Raw genomic sequence first — 24,377 nt, forward strand, 5'->3', positions numbered from 1 at the left:
AGCCCGTTGATGTGGAATGTGCCGAATATACTCACTTTGTTTCGAATTTTTTTAATCCCGGTTTTTGTTTTTTGCTTTTATTCTACCCATGAACATGCCCGTTTCCTGGCTGCTTTTGTGTTTTGGCTAGCGGCGATTACCGACGCGCTTGACGGCTATCTTGCCCGGAAGTTACAACAATCCACTGCTTTTGGCGCTTTCCTTGACCCGGTTGCCGACAAAACTATGGTGGCTGCTGCACTGGTGTTGATTGCCGTTGATATGCAAACTTTGTTGGTGACCGTGCCGGCCTTTCTGATGATTAGCCGCGAAATTATTATTTCAGGTTTGCGCGAGTGGATGGCGGCAGTAGGGCGCAGTGCTCAGGTCAAAGTATCGGACATGGGCAAATGGAAAACTGCGGTACAGATGCTGGCTCTGATCGGCCTCATCTGGCAACCGATCACATGGATCACTGATTTAGGCATGGCATTGTTGTATTTCGCAACTGTGTTGACGCTGTGGTCGATGGTGGTTTATTTACGCGCGGCCTGGCAAGATTTAAAACAATAATCAACAGCTTGCTGCTTTATCCGGCAAGCCTGTTAAAAATTGAGCAAACGATTTGCAATCTGCAAGTTTCTGGTTGACGGATTGATTAAACTCAGTAGAATGCGTCTCGTGTTAGGGCGTAAGCCTTTCTGGATGCGGGCATAGCTCAGTTGGTAGAGCGCTACCTTGCCAAGGTCGAGGTCACGAGTTCGAGTCTCGTTGCCCGCTCCAAATCACTAATTTACGACAAGAAAGCGCAGGCGGGTTGGCAGAATGGCCATGCAGCGGATTGCAAATCCGTCCACCTCGGTTCGACTCCGGGACCCGCCTCCATGTTGTAAAAGCTGTTTGAAGCAGCCAAAAAAAGAGTAAAGAAAGTTGTCTGCCCGGGTGGTGAAATCGGTAGACACAAGGGATTTAAAATCCCTCGCTCGAAAGGGCGTGCCGGTTCAAGTCCGGCCCCGGGCACCATTTACTGACCTGCAAAGCAGAAGTAAATGCGCAACAGCAAATTAAGAAGATTTACTAAAAGTTTTATGCGGGCATAGCTCAGTTGGTAGAGCGCTACCTTGCCAAGGTCGAGGTCACGAGTTCGAGTCTCGTTGCCCGCTCCAAAATGGCTTTATCGAATCGCAGTTTGCTGTGACTTCGGTGAACAAAAGAATAAACAAAACGCCGCTTAATCGCGGCGTTTTGTTTTTGCACGAAGCAGCATAATTGCTGCCTGATCCCAACATCATTGAAGTCGCAGAAAGGCCCCAGCAAGCAAAGGCGGCCAACACCCCCGCAACTTCAAGGATGAAGGGGATGCCCAAAATCATTGAAGTTGTAGGTAGGCGACGAGCGAGTGAAACCCCAGGAGCATAGCAGTTCTATGTGACTGGGGAGAACGCGCGAAGGCAACACCCCTACAGCTTCAAGGATGAAGGGCATAATCAAGCTGTCTCATGGATTTTGAGAACCGTCCTTCCCAAGGAAAGGGCCAGCCTGTTTTGGACGACTTCAGCTTGTTCTGGATTTACTCATTATGCTTAATATCATTGCAGACATCGTCGGCATGGCAGGTACCTGCCTGGTCGTTGGCGCGTTCTTTTTACTTCAACTGAATAAAGTGTCGCCAAAAGGTTTGTTATATAACCTGATGAATTTGTCCGGCGCGTTATTTTTGCTGTTTAGTCTTTGTATTAACTTTAATCTTGCCAGTTTTGTCATCGAAATCTTCTGGATTGTGGCATCGCTGATTGGGCTTTATGGTTATCTGAAGCAAGATCGCAAAGCCGAGAATTCACCCTCGTGATAGAAACGGGATCAGTGCCGCGCATTGATCCCGCTTTTTGTTTATTAAATGTTGGTTACTAAATGCAGTTTACTGCAACATCGGTCCCAGCCAACTACTGGCGATACTAATCGCCACAATCCCGACTAAATTCAGCACCAAACCGGCTTTCACCATATCCTTAATTTGTAATTTGCCACTGGCAAATACAATCGCATTTGGTGGTGTCGCTACCGGCAGCATAAATGCAAAGCTGGCAGCCAATGCTGCTGGCACCACCAGATACAGTGGTGACAAGTCCATCGAAACCGCTACAGGCCCAAGTAAAGGTAAAAACGCTGCTGCCGTGGCTGTGTTGCTGGTTACTTCGGTTAAGAAAATAATCAGCGTGGTGACGGTCAGTAGAATAAATACCGGCGGAATGCCCTGCAGCAAACTTAATTGTTGTGCCAGCAATTCAGAAACGCCTGTTTTCTGAATTTGATCGGCCATGCTAAGACCTCCACCAAACAGTAACAATACACCCCAGGGGACCTGTTGGCTGTCTTTCCACACTAAGAGGCGTTGTTGTTGCTCCCCGGGCAACACAAATAATACTGTTGCGGCTATTAGCGCAATCATGGTGTCACTCAGCGGCAAACCTGTCCATTTCACCAACCATTGCTGGCTGATCCAGCTCACAGCCGCCAGGGTGAATACCAATAACACCAATGCTTCTGAACGCCGTAACGGGCCCAGCGCTGCCAGTTCCTGCTTAAAATTATGCTGCCCGTCGCTGCTGGCTGGTAATTTAAAGTGAAACTTACACAACCAGATCCAGCATACAGCCAACATCACCAGTGCCAGGGGGACACCAACGAGCATCCAATCAGCAAAACTGATCTGAATTTGATAACTTTTACTTAAATAGGCCGCCAGCAGCGCATTGGGTGGTGTGCCAATTAAGGTGGCAATGCCGCCGATACTGGCGCTATAGGCAATCGCCAGCAACACTGCTTTGCCAAAATCATCCTGATTACTGGCATGCGCCATTTTAATCATCGATAAACCAATTGGCAGCATCATCACGGCCGTTGCGGTATTGGACATCCACATCGATAAAAACGCTGTTACGGCCATTAAACCCGCCACTTGCGCCGCTGGCTTCTGGCCGGTGAACTGCAAGGCTTTTAACGCAATGCGTTGGTGCAGACCGGTTTTTTCCATCGCTATCGATAAAAAGAACCCACCAAAAAATAAAAAGATCAACGGATGGGCATAAGGCGCAGTAGCGGCGTCCATTTTGTCGATGCCAAGCAGCGGAATAAAAATCATCGGTAAAATGGAGGTGACCGGGATCGGCATCACTTCGCTGATCCACCACAGGATCATCCATAGCATTAAACCGGTGACATGCCAGGCAGGCGCAGACATACCGGCGAGCGGCGGGGCGGTGAGCAAGGTAAATATTAATAACGCCGGTCCGGCCAGTAACAGGTAATAACTGTTAATTTTCATCTGAATTCCATAGTTGCCAGATTTAAGTGCCATCGCCAATGATGACGCAAATTCCAGACGCTACTTTACCGCAAGTTTTGATACAAATTTATGCTTTGTAACGACTTTTAGAATGTTGATTTATATAATCCGCAATCCTGTTGTTAATGTGGGTGTCATTCAGTCGAAATCTGCCCGGCAGCTTTACAACTTTCAAAATGCCAAAAATATTTGAGGCTGATTCGCTGTTTTCGCTACACTGCTGTTTTGTTTATCTTAACTGGTATTTTTGATGCAACCACTTTTAACAACCTATCCAACAGCCGGCACCATGGTATTTGGCTGTATGGGGCTTGGCGGTGACTGGAATGTGCCAGACATTAGTGCGGAAGCCCGCCGCTTGTCGTATCAGGCACTTGATAGCGCCTTGGCGCAAAACTTCACCCTGTTTGACCATGCCGACATTTACACCCGCGGCAAAGCTGAGCAAGTATTCGGCGACTACCTGGCAATGCATCCGGGCTTACGGGAAAAAATTCTGATCCAAACCAAATGCGCCATTCGCTTTAAAGACGATGAGGCGGTTGGCCGTTATGATTTTTCTGCAAGCTACATTCGCCAGCAAGTAGAACTGTCGTTACGTCAGTTGCAGTGCGGGTATATTGATTTGTTGTTGTTGCACCGGCCGGATCCGTTGATGGACGTGCATGAAGTTGCCGCGGTACTGCAGGCGTTGCAGCTGGAAGGCAAAATTCGCAATGTCGGTGTTTCCAATTTTGGCGTGCCACAGTTGCAATTACTGCAATCAGCCATGTCGCAGCCGCTGCTGGTCAATCAGCTGGAAATGAGTCTGGCGAAAATCGATTGGCTGGAACAAAACGTGTTAACGGGCATGACGCAGGGCGCTGCCCACTTTTTTGGCTACGGCACTGTCGAATATTGTCAGCAACATCAGGTGCAAATTCAGGCCTGGGGCAGTTTGGCGCAAGGTTTGTTTACCGGGGGTAAAGCACCTCAAACTCCAGCTCAGCAGCAGACTGCTGATTTGGTATTAAAGTTGGCGGCACTGTATCAGTGTTCACCGGAAGCAATAGTGCTGGGATGGTTGATGCGCCATCCTGCCGGCATTCAACCGGTGATTGGCACCACCAATCCGATGCGTATCAAAGCATGTGCAGAGGCAAGAAATGTTCAACTCAGCCGTGAGCATTGGTATGCGCTTTATGTAGCAAGCAGAGGCCAACCGTTACCATAATAAATGTTAATTCCGGGGTCAGAGTCAATTGTTAACAACAGATATGTTAATAATTGACTCTGACCCCACAGTTAACAAATGATCAGAAACCGCGCAGATATTGCTGTTTTGGCTGGTCTAAAATGGTGTCCCAAGAACCGTAAGTTGGGTTTGGCAGCATAAAAAACTTAGTGCCCCAATGTGCCTGATATTGATCAACTAACGCTGCGCGTTGCGCTGGTGTGATGTTCTTCTTCACATTTGGCAGAAAATCACCAAAATCATCGCCTACTGACATAATCACCCGATAGCTTTGCATCGCGAGCTGACGACGGCTTTCTTTTTCACTGCTCCAGTCTGGCTGTTCGGCTTTCAGCCAGAGTTGAGCCGCGCTAATTTGTTGAATACCAACAGCTTGCAGATTTTTCAACGTGTCATCTTTTTGCGGACACGCGCTAGGGGTGTTTGCACGTTTGCTACAAGCCCGATTGCTGATGTACAAAACTTTAATGCCCATGGCTTCAGCCGCATTCACAAAAGCCACTGCGCCCGGCACTGCATCGGCTTTAGCCAGACTCACCCAGCGATCCCAACTGGCATCACTAAAAGCGGCATTGGTTAAAATATCCTGTGCAGCAGCAGGTGAGTTATCCAGAATGGTTTCGTCGATATCGACGATAATGGCTGGCGGTAAATTCGCGGCATTGGCTTGCGGCCATACGGTCCATTGATTGTCATTTTTGGCTTTGCTTAATAAATCTGTCGCCTGACGATAGGTCTGAATGCTGTTAGCGCGAAACTCTGCGGAAGTTTGATACCACAATACGCTGTTAAAATTATTGTGTGCGGCAGGCTGCTCTTGTACCTGGTTCGATGCACTCGAAGGAACAGTGGTCTGGCAAGCGCTCAAACCAAGGAGCAGTAAACTGGCAAGGCTAATTTTGCCGGGGAAAGTGTGGGAAACAATAGACATGAACACCTCAATGCAACGAACTCTGCAAATAGCTCTGGAAAAAGCTACGCAACTAAAACGCAGATGATAATGCCATTTTGCTAAATTACAATGCTTGTCGGGATTAACTGGAGTGGTCGTGCGCTGAATGTTTTTTGCAGCCAGCAGCATCTGACTAAAAATTCAGGCAGCACTTGGCTGCCTGAAGAGTTCAAATATCAGTCGTCATTACATATTCGGATAATTAGGGCCACCAGCGCCTTCTGGCGTCACCCAGCGAATATTCTGGCTCGGGTCTTTAATGTCACAGGTTTTACAGTGCACGCAGTTTTGCGCATTAATTTGAAACCTGGGTTCATTAGTCTCAATGCCCACTACTTCATAGACACCGGCCGGGCAATAACGCTGCGCTGGCTCCGCGTATTTAGCGTAATTCACTGCAATTGGAATGCTGGCGTCCAGTAACTGCAAATGGCACGGCTGTTCTTCTTCGTGGTTGGTGTTGGATAAAAACACGGATGTCAGCTTATCAAAACTCAGCACATTGTCAGGTTTAGCGTATTGCAGCTGCACGCTGTCCGCCGCCAGTTTCAGGCTGGCATGGTCAAAAGTGTTGTCTTTGAGGGTAAAAGGTAATTTCCCACCAAACAAATTTTGATCCAGGGTATTAAAAGCGCCACCAAGCAAAGAGCCAAATTTATGCATCGCAGGGCCAAAGTTACGCGAACGGTATAATTCGTCATATAACCAGCTTTGTTCAAATAAGCTTTGGAAAGAGGTTAAATCGCTGCCACCTTGTTGATCCGCAGCGAGTTTGGCAAATACGGCTTCAGCAGCCAACATGCCCGATTTCATCGCAGTGTGGTTGCCTTTGATTTTGGCAAAATTTAATGTACCGGCATCACAGCCAATCAATAAACCGCCAGGGAAACTCATTTTTGGCAAGCTATTCAGGCCACCTTTGGCGATGGCACGCGCACCATAACAAACCCTTTTGCCGCCGGTTAAATACTGGCTGATCACCGGGTGATGTTTGTAACGCTGGAACTCATCAAACGGGCTTAAATAGGGGTTGCTGTAGTTTAAATCGATGATGAGGCCTACCACAACCTGATTGTTTTCAGCGTGATACAGATAACCGCCGCCACTGGTGTCACTTTGTAGCGGCCAGCCGGCCGAGTGCAACACTAAACCAGGCTGATGTTTGTTCGGGTCAATGTCCCAGATTTCTTTAAAACCAATGGCATAATGCTGCGGCGATTTACCGGCATCCAGCTGATAATGGTTAATCAGCTCTTTACCCAAATGGCCACGACAACCTTCAGCGAACAAGGTGTATTTAGCGCGAAGCTCCATGCCTGGGGTAAAACTGCTTTTTTGCTGACCGTGTTTATCCAGGCCCATATCGCCGGTAACAATGCCTTTTACCACATTGTCTTCAATGATCAGACTGGCAGCGCTAAACCCCGGGAAAATTTCTACACCGAGATTTTCAGCCTGGGTGGCCAGCCAACGGCAGACGTTACCCATGGAAACAATATAGTTACCGCTGTTATGCATGGTTTTTGGTACCAGCATATTCGGGACTTTGCGTGCCTGCGAATCAGATTGCAGATAATAGATATCATCGTGGCTGACTGCTGTACCCAATGGGGCACCAAGCTCTTGCCAGTCCGGTAGCAACTCGTTTAATGCTTTGGTTTCAAATACCGCGCCGGATAAAATATGGGCGCCAACTTCCGAGCCTTTTTCTACTACACATACTGTTAATTCGGAATTAGCAGATTTTGCTTGCTGCATCAGACGGATCGCTGCCGATAGGCCTGACGGTCCGGCCCCAACAATTACAACGTCAAACTCCATTGATTCGCGTTCCACGGCGGTCCCCTTGATTATTATTTTGTGTATGATTGATTGCCGTCAGCTGCTGGTTTTGCTTACAGTAGCAATAGCTGTTCAACTTTAGGTTCCAGATTTACGTTCCAGACAAATTTCTACACCTTTGTGCTGCTTGCAAGGGTATTTCAGGTTGACGTTAACGTCAACAGTAGTTAGATTGTCCGGCATCAATAACAGCTGAAGTTTACCTTCACGTCAACCTGACCAATGCAGACAGGGGTTCCTATCCATGAAAATATTAGTACCGGTAAAACGGGTCGTCGATTATAACGTGAAGGTCCGGGTTAAAGCAGACCAAACCGGCGTTGATTTAGCTAACGTTAAGATGTCACTAAACCCGTTTTGTGAAATCGCAGTCGAAGAAGCGGTCCGCTTAAAAGAAGCAGGCATTGCGACAGAAGTGGTGGTGGTATCTATTGGTCAAAGTGGTGCACAAGAGCAATTACGCACGGCATTGGCCTTAGGTGCTGATCGCGCGATTCTGATTGAAACCGAACTGAACCTCGATTCATTGCAAGTGGCTAAACTGTTGGCCAAAGTTGTAGGTACTGAGCAGCCACAGCTGGTGATTATCGGTAAACAAGCGATTGATTCTGATAATAATCAAACCGGCCAGATGCTGGCGGCGTTAACCGGCATGGGTCAGGGCACCTTCGCCTCTAAAGTTGTGGTGGCCGATGGTAAAGTCGCGGTTACCCGTGAAATTGACGGTGGTTTGCAGACGGTTTCTTTAAAACTTCCAGCTGTGGTTTCCACTGATTTACGCTTAAACGAACCTCGCTATGCATCTTTACCAAACATTATGAAAGCCAAGAAAAAACCGCTCGACATAGTGACTGCTGACAGTTTTGGCGTGGTTTTACAAAGCCAGGTGAAAACTCTGAAAGTTGCAGCGCCTGCGGTTCGTCAGGCTGGAGTGATGGTTGACAGCGTTGATGCGCTGGTGGCGAAATTAAAGCAAGAAGCGAAGGTGATCTAATGGCTATTTTAATTATTGCAGAGCATAACCAGCAGGCATTAAAAGCCGATACCGCTAAAACTGTTGCAGCAGCAACCAAAATTGGTGGTGACATTCATCTGCTCGTTGCCGGCTTTCAATGTGGCGCAGCTGCAGCAGAAGCCGCGACGTTAGCTGGTGTAACCAAAGTTTTGGTCGCTGATGCAGCGTGTTATCAGCATCAGCTTGCTGAGAATGTGGCGGCATTGGTGGTCGAATTAGGTCGTGATTACAGCCATATTCTGGCAGCTGCTACCACTCACGGTAAAAACTGCCTGCCGCGCGTTGCCGCACTTTTGGATGTTGCGCAGATATCTGACGTGATAGCCGTTGAAAGTGCAGATACCTTTGTGCGGCCTATCTATGCCGGCAATGCCATTGCCACCGTGCAATCTTCAGATGCCATTAAAGTATTAACAGTACGTAGTTCGGCCTTTGATGCGGTTGCTAACGGTAACGCGGCACCGATTGAAGCTGTCGCGCAAGCCACAGATGCTGGATTATCGGTATTTGTCAGTGAAGAGCTGACGAAATCAGAACGGCCAGAGCTGACCGCGGCAAAAATAATTATCTCTGGTGGTCGTGGCATGCAAAATGGCGACAACTTCAAATTACTCGAAGGCATTGCCGATAAATTAAACGCAGCCATTGGTGCTAGCCGTGCTGCAGTTGATGCTGGTTTTGTACCAAATGACATGCAGGTTGGCCAGACCGGTAAAATCGTGGCACCGGATCTGTATATCGCGGTGGGTATTTCCGGTGCTATTCAGCATTTAGCCGGTATGAAAGATTCCAAAGTGATAGTCGCCATCAATAAAGACGCTGAAGCGCCAATTTTTCAGGTGGCGGATTATGGTCTGGTTGCCGATTTGTTTGTGGCCTTACCGGAACTTGAAGCGAAACTTTAACGCTGCACCAATAGCACAAGCCATTAAAAGCCAGTTTTGTACTGGCTTTTTTTATTTTGGCGTCGTGGCAAAAAATCCGGCCAGGCTGGTTGTTCAGCGGCTATCCAGTTACAGCTGAGTTTACTGGAGTTGTTGCTGCCGGCTGTGCTGACAGTAAGACGCCGACAGAACGAATCTTTCTTTGGCTTCGTTCAAGCGATACTTGTGATCCATGCTGCATTCGTTACAATACGGTAACTTTTTCAGGGAGAATACTGTGAATAACGCCAAATTTTATGTGTTGATGTTCGGATTTTCGATGCTCGTAAGCGGTTGTACTACGATCCCCAAGCAAACCGAAGGTCTGGTCAATCAGCTGGATGGCCCCCTGGCGCAGCTGCAAGTCGATACCAAGCAACTGTATCAGCGGATGCAGCGTCTGACTGAAGATAAAAGTTGCCGCGAAACCGCGGAGTGTAAGGTGTTACCGGTCGGCAGTCGGCCATGCGGTGGTCCAGAGCAGTACCTGGCGTATTCAGCAGTGAATACCGACGAAAAATTACTGGCTATCACCAATGACCGATATACCAAACTTAAACAGCAACAACAACAGCGACTCGGGATGCGTAGTACCTGTCAGATGCTGCCAACACCCTTACCCCAGTGTAAGTTGCGCCAATGCAGTGTGGTTGAATAGAAGCGCTTTGGCGGGGTGTTGTTGAAATACCCTAGAGCGTCAGTTGTCGTATGTCCTACTGCCGGATAGCTCTAAAACAAAAAAGGCGCTTAAGGCGCCTTTATCAATTTAACTGCTGGTGATTGTCTCAAACCAGATTTCAGCTTTTCTCTTTAAATTTATTGCAGCTGACTTTATCCACACATTCGCCATATAAATACAGGCTGTGATGAGTCAGTTTGATGCCGTTTTGCTCAGAAATTTCCAGTTGTTTACGTTCAATTTCATCATCTTCGAATTCAATGACTTTGCCGCAATTTAAACAAACTAAATGGTCGTGGTGATCAATCCGGCTCAGTTCGAACACCGATTTACCACCTTCAAAGTGGTGACGGGTGACGATACCGGCATCATCAAACTGGTTTAATACGCGGTAGACGGTGGCCAGACCAATGTCTTCGCCGATTTCCAGCAGGATTTTGTACACATCTTCAGCACTAATATGCTGATGTCCAGGGTCCTGCAAAATTTCCAGGATCTTCACCCTTGGTAAGGTCACTTTCAGGCCGGCTTTGCGTAGTTCGCTGTTGTGATCTGACATCTGCTTTAGTACTCATAATTGGAGATGAATGGATTATAAGGCTATTTTCTTTGATAGGAAAAGCAAAATCTGCCTTTGCCGTAGCTCTCTACTTGGTAGGAGTGGTATTTTCGGGTATATTTGCAAAGTCAGGTCATACCAGTTGGAGGTGTTATGCGGTGGGCGTTTAATCCGGCAGTGATGCGGCATTTGTTAAATTTCTGGCCACCATTTTTCTTTAATGGCATTAAAATTGTCGAACTTGCGACAGATTACCGTTATGCCAAGGTCACGCTCAACGACCGGCCGTGGCGGCGGAATATCAATAGCAGCCAATTTGGCGGTGCAATGTTTGCAATGACCGACCCGATGTATCCTTTGATGTTGATGGGCGCGCTGGGCAAAGAATATCTGGTGTGGGACAAAAAAGCCGATATCGACTATATCAAACCCGGTCATGGCAAGCTGATTGCCGAATTTTGGCTCGGAGATGCGGTTTTAGCGGAAATTAAGGCTGCTACCGAACAGGGCGATAAATATTTCCCGCAGTTTTTGGTGCATTTAAAGAACCAACAAGGCGAAATCGTTTGCGAAGTGAACCGTACGGTTTATATCCGGAAAAAGCGCAAGCACCGGCCTGGCGAGCACCGGAAAGTGGCAGAGCAAACAGACGCGGACGATTAATGTCAGGACAGGCATGGGTCTGCCAGGCAAGAAACTGCAAAAAATCCAAATAAAAAAACCACTGCCAATCAACAGAACCAGCAGTGGTTTTTTAAATGCTAATCAGAGATCTTATAGTCCGGCCAATTCCGCCAGGCTCAGCTCATCATAAATCTGCTTACACCATTGTTTGACCCGTACTTCGGTCAACTCAGGCTGACGGTCTTCGTCGATACCTAATCCTACAAAGTGGTCGTTATCGGCTAATGCCTTAGAAGCCACGAAATTGTAGCCTTTGGTCGGCCAGTGACCAACGAGAATAGCCCCGCGTGGTTCAATGATGTCACGCAAGGTGCCCATCGCATCGAGGAAGTATTCAGCGTAATCTTCCTGATCACCACAACCAAAAATAGCGACTAACTTGTTGTTAAAATCGATATTTTCCAGTTCAGGGAAAAAGTCGTCCCAATCACACTGTGCTTCGCCGTAATACCAGGTGGGGATCCCGAACATCAGCAGGTCATAACCGGCGATATCTTCTTTGGTGCTTTTGGCAATGTCATGCACTGCCAGTAAATTTTTGCCCAGTTCTTTTTGGATCATTTTCGCGATATGTTCGGTGTTACCGGTATCGCTGCCAAAAAATATACCTACAGTTGCCATAATGAGCGCCTTCCTACTTTGCGAGAGCTTCAGCTAACAGTTGTTCAATTAATGCGCTGCGAGTCAGTTGCAGCGCCTGTGCTTTAGTGTCGAGCTGCTGATACAGCTGCTCAGTAACCTTGCACTCAATGCGTTTCAGACCTTTGGTTTTATCCCGGCGGATCTGATTTCGTTTGTTCAGCCGTAATTGTTCTTCCCGTGGTAGCGGGTTGGTTTTTGGCCGTCCTGGCCGTTTTTCGGCAGCAAACAGATCTATGGTGGTGCGATCGGTGGCAATCTTCGCCATTAACCTAACCCTTTTGACTCATAAATAAACTGAATGACACCTTTGGCTAAAAAGCCAGCACAGCCAACAAACAACACTATCCAGACAAAAATCCGGCCAAACTTAGGCACGTCACCCTTTTTAAGTACGTCCTGAATGGCCATTCCAATCAAAAAAAACAACACTGAAAGAAAAAACCAAAGACTTGCCGCTTCGATTTGTTCCATATATTCATTGAGCATGGTGATGACCTTCAAAAAAACCGGCGCACTATAGCATAACGTGGCAAAATTTTTATGCGCTAACGCAATAAAAAGTCAGAGACTATTTTGCTGAATGCCGCGGGTTTCTCCGCATGCAGCCAGTGTCCGGTGCCTTGAATAATTTTGGCGCTGGCGTTTGGGAACAACTTTAGGATTAATGGCTGATGCGCCGCCTGAATATAATCAGAATTGCCGCCTTTGATAAACAACGTGTCGCCAGTGTATGGCTCTGTGACCGTTGGCGCCGCTAACAGCTGCTGATAGTTGTCGATAAGCGCCGTTAAATTAAACCGCCATTGGAACTGGTCTGTTGGGTCTTTGTATAAGTTCTTGAGTAAAAACTGCCGAACGCCGAGTTCATCAACAAAAGGCTGCAGTAATAAATCAGCCTGTTTGCGATCTTTGAGCGAGGTTAAATCAATAGCGGCTAAACCTTGTAAAATTCGTTGATGACGCGGTTCATTTACCACCGGCGAAATATCGGCCAGAAGCAGTTTGTTGACACGCGCAGGCTCTGACAACGCCATCTGCATCGCGACTTTGCCGCCCATCGAATGCCCCAACACAGCGCATTGGGTGATTTGCAGACTATCCAGTGTCTCAAATACATCCGCCGCCATTTGTGGGTAATCCATGCTGTCAGCACGTGGCGAGCGACCATGGTTACGCAAATCGACATTAATCAGCTGAAAATCCTGTTGCAACGCCCGGGCGATGACGCCTAAATTTTCGTAACTGCCAAATAAACCATGGATTAATACCAGTGGTCGACCTTGGCCTGTTATGTCAGTATGTAATATCATGATTTTCCTTCGGCAACGTTGTCAGCAGGGCAAACGAAGTCAACAACCCTGCAATTTCAAGGATGAAGGGTGATGTTAACAAATTGCCGGGCTGGCGTCAGCCGCAGTCAGTTTATATAATGCCGGTCTTTCGTTTGGGTTTTAAGGTAGCTTTATGAAAACAATAGAGATAGATGAAGAGCTTTATCATTACATTGCCAGTCAGACCCAGCAGATCGGGGAAAGCGCCTCGGAAATTTTACGCCGTTTATTGCTGCCGGATAGCGCAGCGACCGGTACAGTAGCAAGCGTCAGTGAAATCAGCGCGCCGGTTGCTGGCAAAGGTGCTGCAGAGTCTAGAACTGTCGCCGAACCTGCAGCCAACCATCAGAAAGTATTCGATATTTTAAGCAAGCAGGACTTACAAGCTGAGCAAAGCGTGGTCGGGCGGTTTTTAATCATTTTATCGGCGTTAGCCCGTGCTCATAAAAGTAAATTTGCATTGGTTGCTGAAATCAAAGGCCGTAACCGGCTGTATTTTGCCCGTAAACAAGCTGATTTGTTGGAGGCTGGCAGCAGCACCAATCCTAAGCCTATTCCAAACAGCGATTTTTGGGTGATCACCAATTCAAATACCACCCGCAAAAAGATGATGTTGACCGAAGCCGCGCTGAAACTGGGTTATAGCCAGACTGAAGCCGAACAAATCAGAGATTTTTTATAGGGCAAATGTGACATTTTAAAAAGGAGAGTGTATGTCAGTTCATCCGCAAGCCGGACAAGTTGCGACCAGGGACAAATTAGCCAACATCCCGTTGTTGTGTTCAGAATATTACGTACTGACACCGGATGTTTCGCAGCAAGCTCAGCGGGTGAGTTTTGGCACCTCCGGCCATCGTGGCAGCGCTGCCTTGGCATCTTTTAACGAAGCGCATATCAAGGCCATCTGCCAGGCAGTTGCTGAATATCGCGCGGCGCAAGGCATCAGTGGCCCTTTGTTTTTAGGTAAAGACACCCACGCGTTATCAGAACCGGCTTTTATTTCTGCGGTACAGGTATTTATCGCCAACGGTGTGCAGCTCAAAGTGCAAACCGGTGGCGGCTACACGCCAACGCCGGTGATTTCACATGCTATTTTGCGTTATAACGCCAGCAAACAACCGGCATTGGCTGATGGTATCGTCATTACCCCTTCGCACAATCCGCCGGAAGATGGTGGTATCAAATACAATCCACCGCATGGTGGTCCGGCCGATACTGATGCGACTTCCTGGATTGAACAACGTGCTAACCAACTGATTGCTGATGGCTTGGTTTCTGTCAAACAACTGTCATTTGCTGATGCTATAACAAGTGAACTTTATCAGCTGCATGATTACGTTAAGCCCTATGTTGATGATTTAGAAAACGTTATCGATATGGCAGCCATTGCTAAAGCCAAAGTAAAAATTGGTGTTGATCCCTTAGGCGGTTCCGGTATTGCGTTCTGGCCGGAAATAGCTAAACGTTATGGTTTGGATATTACCGTCGTTAATCAGGTAGTCGATCCAACTTTTGGTTTTATGCCGTTGGATAAAGATGGCAAGATCCGGATGGATTGCAGCTCGGCCTATTCGATGGCCAATCTGATTAAACTGAAAGATCAGTTTGATTTAGGAATTGGTAACGATCCGGATTTCGACCGGCACGGCATTGTCACCCGTAGCGGTGGCTTGTTAAATCCAAACCATTATTTGGCAGTGGCGATTAATTATTTAATCAGCAACCGACCACAATGGGGATTGGATAAAAAAATCGGCAAAACCCTGGTTTCCAGCGCCTTGATTGACCGGGTGGTTGCTGGACGCGGCCGTACTTTGTTTGAGGTGCCGGTTGGTTTTAAGTGGTTTGTTGACGGGCTTTTTGACGGCAGCCTGGTATTTGGTGGTGAAGAATCAGCCGGTGCCAGTTTTTTACGCTTTGATGGCACTGTCTGGTCCACCGATAAAGACGGTTTTATACTGGGTTTATTAGCGGCAGAGATGATTGCCAAAACCGGCGTTGACCCTTATTTGCAATATCAGGCGCTGACCCGAGAATTCGGTGCGCCTTTGTATCGCCGATTGGATGCACCAGCAGACTTTGCCCAGAAAAATGCTTTAAAAAATCTGAATGTGGCAAGCGTGACGCAAACGGAGTTAGCCGGTGACCCAATTCTGGCAGTGCTAAGTAAAGCGCCGGGTAATAACGCGGCGATAGGTGGAGTGAAAGTGGTGACGCAAAACGGCTGGTTCGCTGCCAGGCCGTCCGGCACCGAAAACAGTTATAAAATTTATCTGGAAAGTTTTGTTGATCAGGCACATCTAGTGCGGTTAGAAACAGACGCCAAAGCCTTTGTGCAAAGTGTTTTTGCCCAGATCTAAGTCCTGTCAAGCGACTGCATTCGTATGTAATTAAATTACGGTATGCAGTCGAAATAGTCTGTTTCCTTGACGAATAGCCGTACATTCTGTAATTTTACTACAAGAATAATAAAAGCAGCATCGACTTCGCTCGTCTCAAGCTGTGGTCATTGTCGCCTGGCGATAATCGGATCTGGCAAACTGGAAATGGATCATGAAACCTACATTATCAAACGCAACGGTTGCTGTGGCAGCGTTGCCTACTGCTGCAGAATTAAAAGATAGAATTATCCGCCATTTACACGGTACTTTGGGCACTGACGTCAATAAAGCCAGCCCTCAGGCCTGGTGGCGAGCAACCTGTGCTTCCATCAATGAATATGTGTTTGACGGCCTGCGCAACACTCAGCGCACGCACTATCAGCAAAATACCCGCGCCGTGCATTATTTCAGCCTGGAATATTTGATGGGCCGGTTATTCAGCAATAATCTGCACAATCTCGGTTGTTATGACGCTGCCAAACAAGCGCTGGCCGAACTTGGCATGGACATCGCTGATTTAGAAGAACAAGAAGAAGACATGGCGCTTGGCAACGGCGGTTTAGGCCGGCTGGCAGCCTGTTTTATCGACTCTTTAGCCACATTAAATTACCCGGCCATCGGTTATGGTATTCACTACGAACATGGCCTGTTTAAGCAAGAATTCCAACATGGTTTCCAAATTGAACGCCCGGATAGCTGGCGTGAATACGGCAATCCATGGGAAATTTGTCGGCCGGAATCGGCGCAGGAAATTTCGGTCTACGGTTATGTCGAAACTGTGTACGACCTGCAAGGCAAAATGAAAAAGGTTTGGCACCCGGGTCGCATCATCAAAGCTGTACCTTGGGATATCCCGGTTGTGGGTTACAACGGTAGTTCAGTTAACGTGTTACGTTTATGGGAAAGTCGCGCCAGTGATTTTTTCAACTGGGACGTGTTTAACTCCGGCGGTTATGTTGACGCGGCTCGCGAAAACATCGAAGCCGAAACCATTTCCAAAGTACTGTACCCGAATGACGATACCGATGCCGGTAAAGAACTACGGTTGATCCAGCAATATTTCTTCTGCTCGAGTTCACTGAAAGACATTATCCGCCGTTACAAACGCGCGCATGGTGATGACTGGAGTTTCTTCGCCAAACAAGTGGTGATCCAGCTTAACGATACCCACCCGGCGGTTGCTATTCCTGAGCTGATGCGGGTACTGGTTGATCGTGCAGAAATGAACTGGGAAGACGCCTGGAATATTTGTCAGCATGTGTTTGCCTACACCAACCACACCCTACTGCCAGAAGCGCTGGAGCGTTGGCCGGTCCGGTTATTTGAAAAAGTATTACCGCGTCACATCGAAATTATTTATGAAATCAACCGTCGGTTCTTAGTTGAACAGGTTGATGTGCGTTGGCCTGGTGATGTCGACAAAAAACGTAAACTGTCGATTATCGAAGAAGGCCATGAACCGATGGTGCGGATGGGGCATTTGTCGGTGGTCGGTTCTTTCCGGGTCAATGGTGTGGCAGAAGTGCATTCAGCTTTGGTCAAATCGGATTTATTCCCGGAAATGGTCGCGTTATGGCCGGATAAGTTCACCAATATCACCAATGGCGTGACCCCACGTCGCTGGTTAAAGGCTTGTAATAAACGTCTGTCGAAGTTGCTCGATAACACCATCGGCAGCGATTGGCCAACTGATTTAACCAAATTATCGGCGCTGCAAGCGCACGCAGACAGTCCTGCGATGCAAGATGCCTTTATGGCGATTAAACAGCAAAACAAAGCTGATTTAGCCGAAGTGGTGAAAAACCTGACTGGTATCGCGATTGACCCGCATGCGCTGTTTGACGTCCAGATTAAACGTCTGCATGAATACAAACGTCAGCATCTGAATTTATTGCATATTCTGGCGTTGTATCGCCGTATTTTACAGGATCCGGATTACGACATGGTGCCACGGGTGTTCTTCTTTGGTGCCAAAGCGGCGCCTGGCTATAAACTTGCGAAAGATATTATCTACGCCATTAATAAAATTGCCGACAAGATCAACCACGATAAACGGGTGAAAAACCGGATTAAAGTGGTGTTTATGCCGAACTACCGGGTGAGCCTTGCTGAGAAAATGATCCCGGCAGCGGACGTTTCCGAGCAAATTTCAACCGCAGGTAAAGAAGCCAGCGGTACCGGCAATATGAAGCTGGCGCTGAATGGTGCTATCACTGTCGGTACTATGGATGGTGCCAATATTGAAATCGCCGAAGAAGTAGGCGCCGATAATATTGCGATCTTTGGTTTGTCAGTCGATGAAGTAAAAGCCCTGTATGCCAAAGGCTACGATAGTCGTGATTACTACTACAACAATCCGGAATTAAAAGCGATTTTGGATTGGTTGGAAACGGACTATTTCACTCCGGGTAAACCAGGCGAGCTGGCAGCGATCAAACGTAGCCTCATTGAAGGCGGTGACCATTATCTGGTGATGGCAGACTTTGCTTCTTATGTCAAAGCGCAGGAAACTATCGATGGCTGGTACCGCGATAAAGCGGGCTGGGCGAAAAAAGCAATTTTAAACACCGCCAGTGTTGGTAAGTTTACCTCGGATCGTTCGATAGAAGATTATGTCGCCCGGGTCTGGCAACTGACCAAATGTGAAGTTGGCAACGTCTAACGACTAACTGTGAACCGCAGTTTTGAAATAATAAAGCCCATGCAATTGCATGGGCTTTTTAGTTTTTCAAAAGTCGAAGCTTTAAAGATTCGGTGAGGCTTCTACCGGCAAATCAGCCGCAGCATTTTTTTGTTGGTACCGCTGTGCATAACTGAAAATCAGCATACTGATAAAGCTAAAAATTAGAAATCCACCGGTTACCGGGAACAAAGTCCCGTTATACATTTGACCGATGACAGTGCCGATGACCATCGACATAATCGACGAGGTTGAACCAATAATGGCCGCAGCAATGCCGGCGACATGGCCCATCGGCTCCATCGCCATGGCGTTGATATTGCCAAACACCAGCCCAAAACAGAAAAACAACACCGATGCGTAAATCATAAACATCCACAGTTGCACTTCAACGCTTAGATGCACAGCTAAAAATAGCGCTGAGCTGCCGATAATTCCCCAAATCGCCAGCTTGGCTAAGTGTTGCATCCCGAGTTTTTGCACCAGCTGTGAATTCACCAGCGAGGCCGCACCAAATACAATCGCCAATACCCCAAAATACAATACAAACATCTCGCCGGTTTTAAACAGATCCTGGAAGATTTGTTGTGATGAATTCAGATAACCGATAAAGCTGCCAAAAAACAAACCCATACAAATCATGTAGCAAACAGTCGGCACGTTGCTGATCACTTCTTTAAAGCCTTCGGCAAATCCCTTGGTACTCATCGGAATTCGATGCGCTTTGGGTAATGTTTCTTCCAGTCGGAAAAAAATCCACACTGCAATCATCAAGGCATAAAACACATACAGCACAAAAATATCGCGCCAGCTGCCAAACCACATCACTGCCTGACCCAGACTGGGCGCTAAAGCCGGCACCATGATAAAAATCATCATCACCAGCGACATAATCCGCGCCATATCATTGCCGGCGTATTTATCACGCACGATTGAAATAGCCGACACATAAGGCCCGGAAACACCAAGACCCTGAATAAAACGACCGAGCAATAAGGTGTTGATATCGGTGGCAAAATAACAAAGTACGGTGCCGGCTAAAAACAGCACAATACCGCCATACAGTACTTTTTTGCGGCCGGTGGCATCTGACAACGGGCCACAGATCAGCTGTCCAATTGCCATACCGAAAAACAATGCACTCACCACATACTGCGCCTGATTTGGGTGTGCCAGCACGATGTCGGCGCGAATGGCGTCCAGCGCCGGCAATAATGCATCAATGGATATCGCTACAATCGACATCAAAAGAGCTACCAGCAAGGTAAATTCGCCGGTAGAAATACGCGAAGCAGGCGCATGGGTGGAATAATCAGACATCTATAGTTTTCCGTTAGCTGGCTAAATTGGGGAACTGCAAGCACCATGATATACCCAAATTCAAGGCAACTGCAGCTTGCTAAAACGCAGTGGCATCGAAGCTGGTCGAATTGGTGGGGGTGAATATCGACTGATTCAGCGTATTTATTGCAAGAAAGTGTTATTCAACGACATTCGGCCACAAACCAGCTTTTTGCAGTTCGATAATCGCCTGACTGATTTCATCATGACGCGCAAACATCTTCGATTTACGACTTAATGCCAAATAAACCGGTGTCTCAGACAAAATAAGCGGTGTGATTACCAGATTTTGATAATTTGGGAAGTTTTCGATGGCGTAGCGCAGATAATCACGTTCTTCTATCACGGCCTGCGCCCGACCTTTGAGAACCAACTCGTTTTTTGCCTTACGATCCGCTACATCAATAAAATTCTTGGCATATTGTGGATTGTTGCGGATTTTTTCGACCTCGACCCCGAGATAACTGCCTGTGGTCAAGGCGATGCGACCCGGAAACTGTTGCAGCTCAGCCAGCGAATTAAGGCCAAGCCATTCAGGATAGGATTTATGCACCCCGACCACCAATACCTCCAGCTGATGGGGCGCTAAAAACAACATGGTGTTGTTGCGGCTGTCGGTTTTTGTCAGATTAAAAATAAAGTCGAGTTCACCTTGCTCGACCAGCTTTAATGCCCGGCCAAAAGGGACATCGAGGTACTCGACCTGACAATCCAGCTTAGCGGCCAGCCGTTGTGACAACACCACACGACTACCTTGCCATGCCTGATCCTGAAAATATGAATACGGTGGAAATTCATTGACTTGCACCTTCATCACGCACGCTGACAAAGGCGCAAAGTGTAACAAGGTGAAAACAACCAGCCAAAATCTCATCAAAACAGCTGCATTAAAAAAAAGCGGATAATTGCAACTTAGCAGAGCGAACAGCATGATACAAGCTGGTTAGCGGCTAACACTGACCTTGAAGTTAAGGAATTTTAAGCCGCCACTGGAAATTTCTGCCAGCAGTCCCCATAACCTATGTTTGGGAACCTATCGACCCACTCAGGGTCAGATAGCCAGCAGCTAATTTTGAGGTCGACGATGAAAGGATCCTGGCAAAGTGGTACGCCACGTATGCAGTTTCAATTTGGGCAGGGCAAAAGACCCGGATTTTTTACGCTGATTGTGATCGCTTTCGCGCTTGGGTTATTTCTGGTATTCGGTATTGGTTTACTGATGATCGCCGCAACCTTGCTGGTGTTGATGTTGCCCTGGTTGTGGTGGAAAAAACGCAAGTTAGTTGCACGGATGCAACAAGCACAAGCTGCTTACCAGGCACAGCAACAAGACCCGGCAGCTTCTGGCGTGATCATTGAAGGTGAAGTTGTACAGCGTGAGCCTGCTCAGTCCAGCTCGGCAACCACAGTCAACACTCAGAAGCTTTATGTACAGAGTGTGACGATTGAGCAGGATCAATCTGAACCTGTCGTCAAATAATCGGCAAATAGGTATGCTGAAACCGTAGTTTTTACCGGACCCGTTGTATGCTGACCGCGGGTCTGTCATGTTCATTGCTGGTCATTTTTATCTGTAAAAGCCTTAAAATCAGCGCGCTGCCAATGATATACTCGGGGCAACTTCACTAAGTTGCAGTAACCAAACCGATGATCCCAAAGTTAACTCCTGAACATACCTTGCCAGCTTGTGTATTGGCTTTTCGTGATGCATTGGTCGCCGCCGGTTTTAGCGGTGACATCGAAACCAGTTATGCTGCAAGGCTGGCTGTTGCAACCGATAACAGTGTATATCAGGCGTTACCACAGGCGGTATTACTACCAAAAACCTTATCTGACCTACAAACCATCACCACACTTGGCCAAAGTCCGGCTTTTAGCGGCTTAAAGTTCAGCCCACGCGGTGGCGGCACCGGCACCAATGGCCAGGCACTGACCGAACATCTGGTCGTTGACGTATCCCGCCATATGCGACAAATTCTGGAATTTAACGCCGAAGAGCGTTGGGTGCGGGTTGAAGCAGGCGTGATTAAAGATCAATTAAACGCATTTTTAAAACCCCATGGTTTTTTCTTCGCCCCAGATTTATCCACTTCTAACCGCGCGACAATTGGCGGCATGATTAGCACTGACGCTTCAGGGCAGGGCTCCTTGGTCTACGGCAAAACCAGTGATCATGTGCTGGCACTAAAATCAGTGCTTGTTGACGGTACTGTGCTGGATACGGCACCGATGCCTCGTTCTCAGGCCGAAACTCTTGCCGCTGAGCCAAACCGTATCGGCGCCATTTACCGCCAGGTTTTACAAAGCACTTTAGATCATCGCGAACAAATCAAAGCAAAATTTCCGCGGTTAAACCGTTTTTTAACCGGTTACGATTTAGAACATGTCTGGAATGAACAGCTTAGCGAATTTGATTTAGGCCGGGTGATCACCGGCGCTGAAGGCTCCCTAGGTTTTGTGGTCGAAGCCAAACTAAATATCACGCCAATTGCTCCCTTTAAGTGTTTGATCAACGTCAAATATGACAGCTTTGAAAGCGCGTTACGCAACGCGCCGTTTTTGGTGGCAGCCCGCGCAACTTCGGTGGAAACCGTCGACAGTAAAGTGCTGGATTTAGCCCGCAACGATATCATCTGGCATCAGGTGAAAAGTTACATTGAAGATGTGCCGGGTAAAACCATGTATGGCCTGAATATGGTCGAATACAACGCCGAAGATGAAGCTGAAATGCAGGACAAAGTGCAGACGCTGGAGCAGCGTTTGCAACAGGCCGTTGCCAATGGCGAAAGTGGCATTATCGGTTATCAGCTGACCTACGATTTAAACGGCATCTCGCAAATTTACGCCATGCGCAAAAAAGCCGTTGGTTTACTGGGTAACGCCAAAGGTGCGCAAAAGCCAGTACCTTTTACTGAAGATACGGCAGTACCGCCAGAAAACCTCGCTGATTTTATTATGGAATTCCGGGCGCTGCTGGATAGCCATCAGCTGACCTACGGCATGTTTGGCCATGTCGACGCCGGAGTATTGCATGTGCGACCAGCGCTCGATATGACCGATCCGGCACAGGAAGTTTTGCTTCGGCAGGTGTCGGATCAAGTGGTCGCGCTGACTGCTAAATACGGCGGTTTAATGTGGGGCGAACATGGTAAAGGTTACCGCAGTGAATATGGCCCGGCGTTTTTTGGCGACACCTTGTTTAACGAATTGCGGAAAATTAAAGCGGCATTTGATCCGGACAACCGGATGAACCCGGGCAAGATTTGTACACCTTGGCAGAATAATGACAAATTAGTCAGCGTCGATGGCGTGAAACGCGGTTATTTCGACCGGCAAATTCCACTGACAGTACGGCAGAGCTTTGATAGTGCCGCCAACTGTAACGGCAATGGCCTGTGTTTTAACTACGAAGAAAATTCGCCGATGTGTCCGTCGAGCAAAATTACCAAAGATCGCCAGCATAGCCCTAAAGGACGAGCTGGTTTAATGCGCGAGTGGTTGCGTTTGATGTCAAAGCAGGGTGTTGACGTGCTGGCACAAGAGCAACAGTTGCTGGAGCGTGGTGCTGGGATCGGCAAGCTTTGGCAAAAAGCCCGCAACAGCTGGCGCAAACAGCGTGGCGAACAGGATTTTTCACACGAAGTAATGGCGGCAATGGAAGGTTGCCTGGCCTGTAAGGCTTGCGCCGGTCAATGCCCAATTAAAGTGGATGTACCTTCGTTCCGCTCACGGTTTTTGCAGTTGTACCACAGCCGTTATTTGCGGCCGCTGAAAGATTATGTGGTAGCTGGCATTGAACAAACCGCCCCGATGCTGGCGAAGTTTCCAACGTTGGTGAATGGCGGCCTGAAGCTGACGCCAACCAAGTTTTTACTCGAAAAAACTGTGGGTTATGTCGATTCGCCATTATTGTCGGTGCCGACCTTGGCGCAGCAGCTGGATGGTCAATATACCTTTGATTTGGCGAAGTTGCAGGCGATGTCTGCGGCAGAGCGACAAAATGTGGTGTTGTTAGTACAAGACCCTTTTACCAGTTTTTATGAAGCTGAGCTGGTGGCAGACGCGCTGGCTTTAATGCAAAAACTTGGTTTTAAACCAATGTTGTTACCGTTTTTACCAAATGGTAAACCACAGCATGTGAAAGGCTTTTTACGCGAGTTTGCAAAAACAGCCTCGACTGCGGCGCAGTTTTTTAATCAACTTTCAGCACTGGATCTGCCTTTATTGGGGCTCGACGCTTCTTTGGTGCTGGTGTATCGCGACGAATATGTCAAAGCACTTGGCGAGTTGCGCGGCGATTTTACGGTACAGGTATTTCATGAATGGCTGGTGCAGCAAAAGTTGCCTGCAATGAAACAGTTGGCAGAACATACCAACCCCTTTAAGTTGTTTGCACATTGCACCGAAAAAACCGCGTTGCCAACCACCGAAAAAAACTGGCAACAAATTTATAGCGCCGCCGGCCTGAAGCTTGATGTCGTCGCTGTTGGTTGTTGTGGTATGGCCGGGACTTACGGCCACGAAGTGCAAAATCAGGCGAATAGCAGGGCATTATACGATTTAAGCTGGCAGCAACATGTAGAACAAACCAGTATATCCAATATGCTGGTGACTGGTTTTTCCTGTCGTAGTCAGGTCAAACGGTATGAAGGCAGTAAACCTTTGCACCCGTTACAACAGTTATTGCGGTTGTTGCCGTAGCTAAAACGGCAATATCTGAACAAATGTAAATTTTAGTTACAAAGTAGCCAAAGTTATCTGCTTAACCTTGGCTACACTCAATGTTTTG

Annotated in this window: 22 protein-coding genes and 4 tRNA genes; 16 read left to right on the top strand and 10 right to left on the bottom strand. The window is 47.7% G+C overall.

Translation table 11 applies throughout. From position 1 onward, the window contains the following. The first annotated feature begins 9 nt into the window (after positions 1-9). From pgsA to A5320_RS12520, 6 genes are all read left to right on the top strand, one after another. Positions 10-552 (top strand): CDP-diacylglycerol--glycerol-3-phosphate 3-phosphatidyltransferase, encoded by a 543-nt coding sequence (gene pgsA, locus A5320_RS12495; protein WP_068065197.1) that lies wholly within the window; start codon positions 10-12, stop codon positions 550-552. A gap of 134 nt (positions 553-686) precedes the next feature. Next, positions 687-762 (top strand) — tRNA-Gly (locus tag A5320_RS12500). A gap of 28 nt (positions 763-790) precedes the next feature. Continuing rightward, positions 791-864 (top strand) — tRNA-Cys (locus A5320_RS12505). A gap of 51 nt (positions 865-915) precedes the next feature. Continuing rightward, a tRNA-Leu gene (locus A5320_RS12510) sits at positions 916-1,002 on the top strand. A gap of 67 nt (positions 1,003-1,069) precedes the next feature. After that, positions 1,070-1,145, top strand: a tRNA-Gly gene (locus A5320_RS12515). A gap of 413 nt (positions 1,146-1,558) precedes the next feature. After that, the gene (locus tag A5320_RS12520) at positions 1,559-1,828 is read left to right on the top strand and encodes a CBU_0592 family membrane protein (RefSeq protein ID WP_068065200.1); all 270 of its coding nucleotides are present in this window, start codon (positions 1,559-1,561) and stop codon (positions 1,826-1,828) included. A gap of 69 nt (positions 1,829-1,897) precedes the next feature. Here the strand turns inward: A5320_RS12520 and A5320_RS12525 are convergent, their stop codons facing one another. Further along, the gene (locus A5320_RS12525; protein WP_197490105.1) at positions 1,898-3,304 is read right to left on the bottom strand and encodes an SLC13 family permease; all 1,407 of its coding nucleotides are present in this window, start codon (positions 3,302-3,304) and stop codon (positions 1,898-1,900) included. A gap of 271 nt (positions 3,305-3,575) precedes the next feature. Here A5320_RS12525 and A5320_RS12530 point away from each other — a divergent pair, with 271 nt between their 5' ends. After that, positions 3,576-4,538, top strand: coding sequence for an aldo/keto reductase (locus A5320_RS12530; protein WP_068065206.1), 963 nt, complete (start codon positions 3,576-3,578; stop codon positions 4,536-4,538). Positions 4,539-4,620: 82 nt separating this feature from the next. On the opposite strand, the gene A5320_RS12535 is transcribed toward A5320_RS12530, so the two are convergent. Continuing rightward, positions 4,621-5,490, bottom strand: coding sequence for a 5'-nucleotidase, lipoprotein e(P4) family (locus tag A5320_RS12535; protein ID WP_082971807.1), 870 nt, complete (start codon positions 5,488-5,490; stop codon positions 4,621-4,623). Between the two features lie 207 nt (positions 5,491-5,697). Continuing rightward, on the bottom strand, positions 5,698-7,332 hold the full coding sequence (locus A5320_RS12540) for an electron transfer flavoprotein-ubiquinone oxidoreductase (RefSeq protein ID WP_197490141.1): 1,635 nt from the start codon (positions 7,330-7,332) through the stop codon (positions 5,698-5,700). A 265-nt stretch (positions 7,333-7,597) separates the two neighbouring features. Here A5320_RS12540 and A5320_RS12545 point away from each other — a divergent pair, with 265 nt between their 5' ends. From A5320_RS12545 to A5320_RS12560, 3 genes are all read left to right on the top strand, one after another. Beyond that, positions 7,598-8,347: an electron transfer flavoprotein subunit beta/FixA family protein gene (locus A5320_RS12545; protein WP_068065214.1), complete on the top strand. Its 750-nt coding sequence runs from the start codon at positions 7,598-7,600 to the stop codon at positions 8,345-8,347. Continuing rightward, positions 8,347-9,273 carry an FAD-binding protein gene (locus A5320_RS12550; protein ID WP_068065218.1) on the top strand — a complete coding sequence of 309 codons (927 nt, stop codon included), beginning with the start codon at positions 8,347-8,349 and terminating at the stop codon, positions 9,271-9,273. Before A5320_RS12545 ends, A5320_RS12550 begins: the two co-directional genes overlap by 1 nt. 256 nt (positions 9,274-9,529) lie before the next feature. Then, positions 9,530-9,949: a hypothetical protein gene (locus tag A5320_RS12560; RefSeq protein WP_068065222.1), complete on the top strand. Its 420-nt coding sequence runs from the start codon at positions 9,530-9,532 to the stop codon at positions 9,947-9,949. Positions 9,950-10,088: 139 nt separating this feature from the next. Here the strand turns inward: A5320_RS12560 and fur are convergent, their stop codons facing one another. Continuing rightward, the gene (fur, locus tag A5320_RS12565; RefSeq protein ID WP_068065227.1) at positions 10,089-10,529 is read right to left on the bottom strand and encodes a ferric iron uptake transcriptional regulator; all 441 of its coding nucleotides are present in this window, start codon (positions 10,527-10,529) and stop codon (positions 10,089-10,091) included. 153 nt (positions 10,530-10,682) lie between these two features. Here fur and A5320_RS12570 point away from each other — a divergent pair, with 153 nt between their 5' ends. Next, positions 10,683-11,192, top strand: a complete 510-nt coding sequence (locus A5320_RS12570) for a DUF4442 domain-containing protein (protein WP_068065228.1) — start codon at positions 10,683-10,685, stop codon at positions 11,190-11,192. 111 nt (positions 11,193-11,303) lie between these two features. Here the strand turns inward: A5320_RS12570 and fldA are convergent, their stop codons facing one another. From fldA to A5320_RS12590, 4 genes are read right to left on the bottom strand one after another with little or no spacing between them, the layout of a single operon-like run. Next, a complete protein-coding gene (gene fldA / locus A5320_RS12575; RefSeq protein ID WP_068065229.1) occupies positions 11,304-11,834 on the bottom strand; it encodes a flavodoxin FldA in 531 nt (176 codons plus the stop codon). Positions 11,835-11,847: 13 nt separating this feature from the next. Beyond that, a complete protein-coding gene (gene ybfE / locus A5320_RS12580; RefSeq protein WP_068065230.1) occupies positions 11,848-12,120 on the bottom strand; it encodes a LexA regulated protein in 273 nt (90 codons plus the stop codon). After that, entirely contained in the window at positions 12,120-12,341 is a 222-nt protein-coding gene (locus tag A5320_RS12585) for a DUF2788 domain-containing protein (protein WP_068065231.1), read from the bottom strand. Before A5320_RS12585 ends, ybfE begins: the two co-directional genes overlap by 1 nt. Before the next feature lie 59 nt (positions 12,342-12,400). Continuing rightward, complete coding sequence (locus A5320_RS12590) at positions 12,401-13,165, bottom strand: alpha/beta fold hydrolase (protein ID WP_068065234.1); 765 nt, start codon at positions 13,163-13,165, stop codon at positions 12,401-12,403. A 154-nt stretch (positions 13,166-13,319) separates the two neighbouring features. Between A5320_RS12590 and seqA the strand changes: the two genes are divergently transcribed. The 3 genes from seqA (at position 13,320) to A5320_RS12605 (ending at position 18,229) form a co-directional block, all read left to right on the top strand. Then, the gene (seqA, locus tag A5320_RS12595; protein WP_068065237.1) at positions 13,320-13,868 is read left to right on the top strand and encodes a replication initiation negative regulator SeqA; all 549 of its coding nucleotides are present in this window, start codon (positions 13,320-13,322) and stop codon (positions 13,866-13,868) included. 31 nt (positions 13,869-13,899) lie between these two features. Then, complete coding sequence (pgm, locus tag A5320_RS12600) at positions 13,900-15,546, top strand: phosphoglucomutase (alpha-D-glucose-1,6-bisphosphate-dependent) (RefSeq protein WP_068065240.1); 1,647 nt, start codon at positions 13,900-13,902, stop codon at positions 15,544-15,546. Positions 15,547-15,739: 193 nt separating this feature from the next. Further along, entirely contained in the window at positions 15,740-18,229 is a 2,490-nt protein-coding gene (locus tag A5320_RS12605; protein WP_068065243.1) for a glycogen/starch/alpha-glucan phosphorylase, read from the top strand. A gap of 81 nt (positions 18,230-18,310) precedes the next feature. On the opposite strand, the gene A5320_RS12610 is transcribed toward A5320_RS12605, so the two are convergent. Together A5320_RS12610 and A5320_RS12615 are read right to left on the bottom strand one after the other, a co-directional pair. Continuing rightward, the gene (locus A5320_RS12610; RefSeq protein WP_068065244.1) at positions 18,311-19,567 is read right to left on the bottom strand and encodes a multidrug effflux MFS transporter; all 1,257 of its coding nucleotides are present in this window, start codon (positions 19,565-19,567) and stop codon (positions 18,311-18,313) included. Between the two features lie 160 nt (positions 19,568-19,727). After that, positions 19,728-20,462, bottom strand: a complete 735-nt coding sequence (locus A5320_RS12615) for a substrate-binding periplasmic protein (protein WP_197490106.1) — start codon at positions 20,460-20,462, stop codon at positions 19,728-19,730. Positions 20,463-20,672: 210 nt separating this feature from the next. On the opposite strand from A5320_RS12615, the gene A5320_RS12620 reads away from it, so the two are divergent. Both A5320_RS12620 and ydiJ read left to right on the top strand, forming a co-directional pair. After that, positions 20,673-21,068, top strand: coding sequence for a hypothetical protein (locus tag A5320_RS12620; RefSeq protein WP_068065250.1), 396 nt, complete (start codon positions 20,673-20,675; stop codon positions 21,066-21,068). 167 nt (positions 21,069-21,235) lie between these two features. Continuing rightward, positions 21,236-24,289, top strand: a complete 3,054-nt coding sequence (ydiJ, locus tag A5320_RS12625; RefSeq protein ID WP_068065253.1) for a D-2-hydroxyglutarate dehydrogenase YdiJ — start codon at positions 21,236-21,238, stop codon at positions 24,287-24,289. Positions 24,290-24,377: the final 88 nt, after the last annotated feature.

The organism is Rheinheimera sp. SA_1, from assembly GCF_001669775.1.
In the GTDB taxonomy this organism is placed as follows: domain Bacteria; phylum Pseudomonadota; class Gammaproteobacteria; order Enterobacterales; family Alteromonadaceae; genus Pararheinheimera.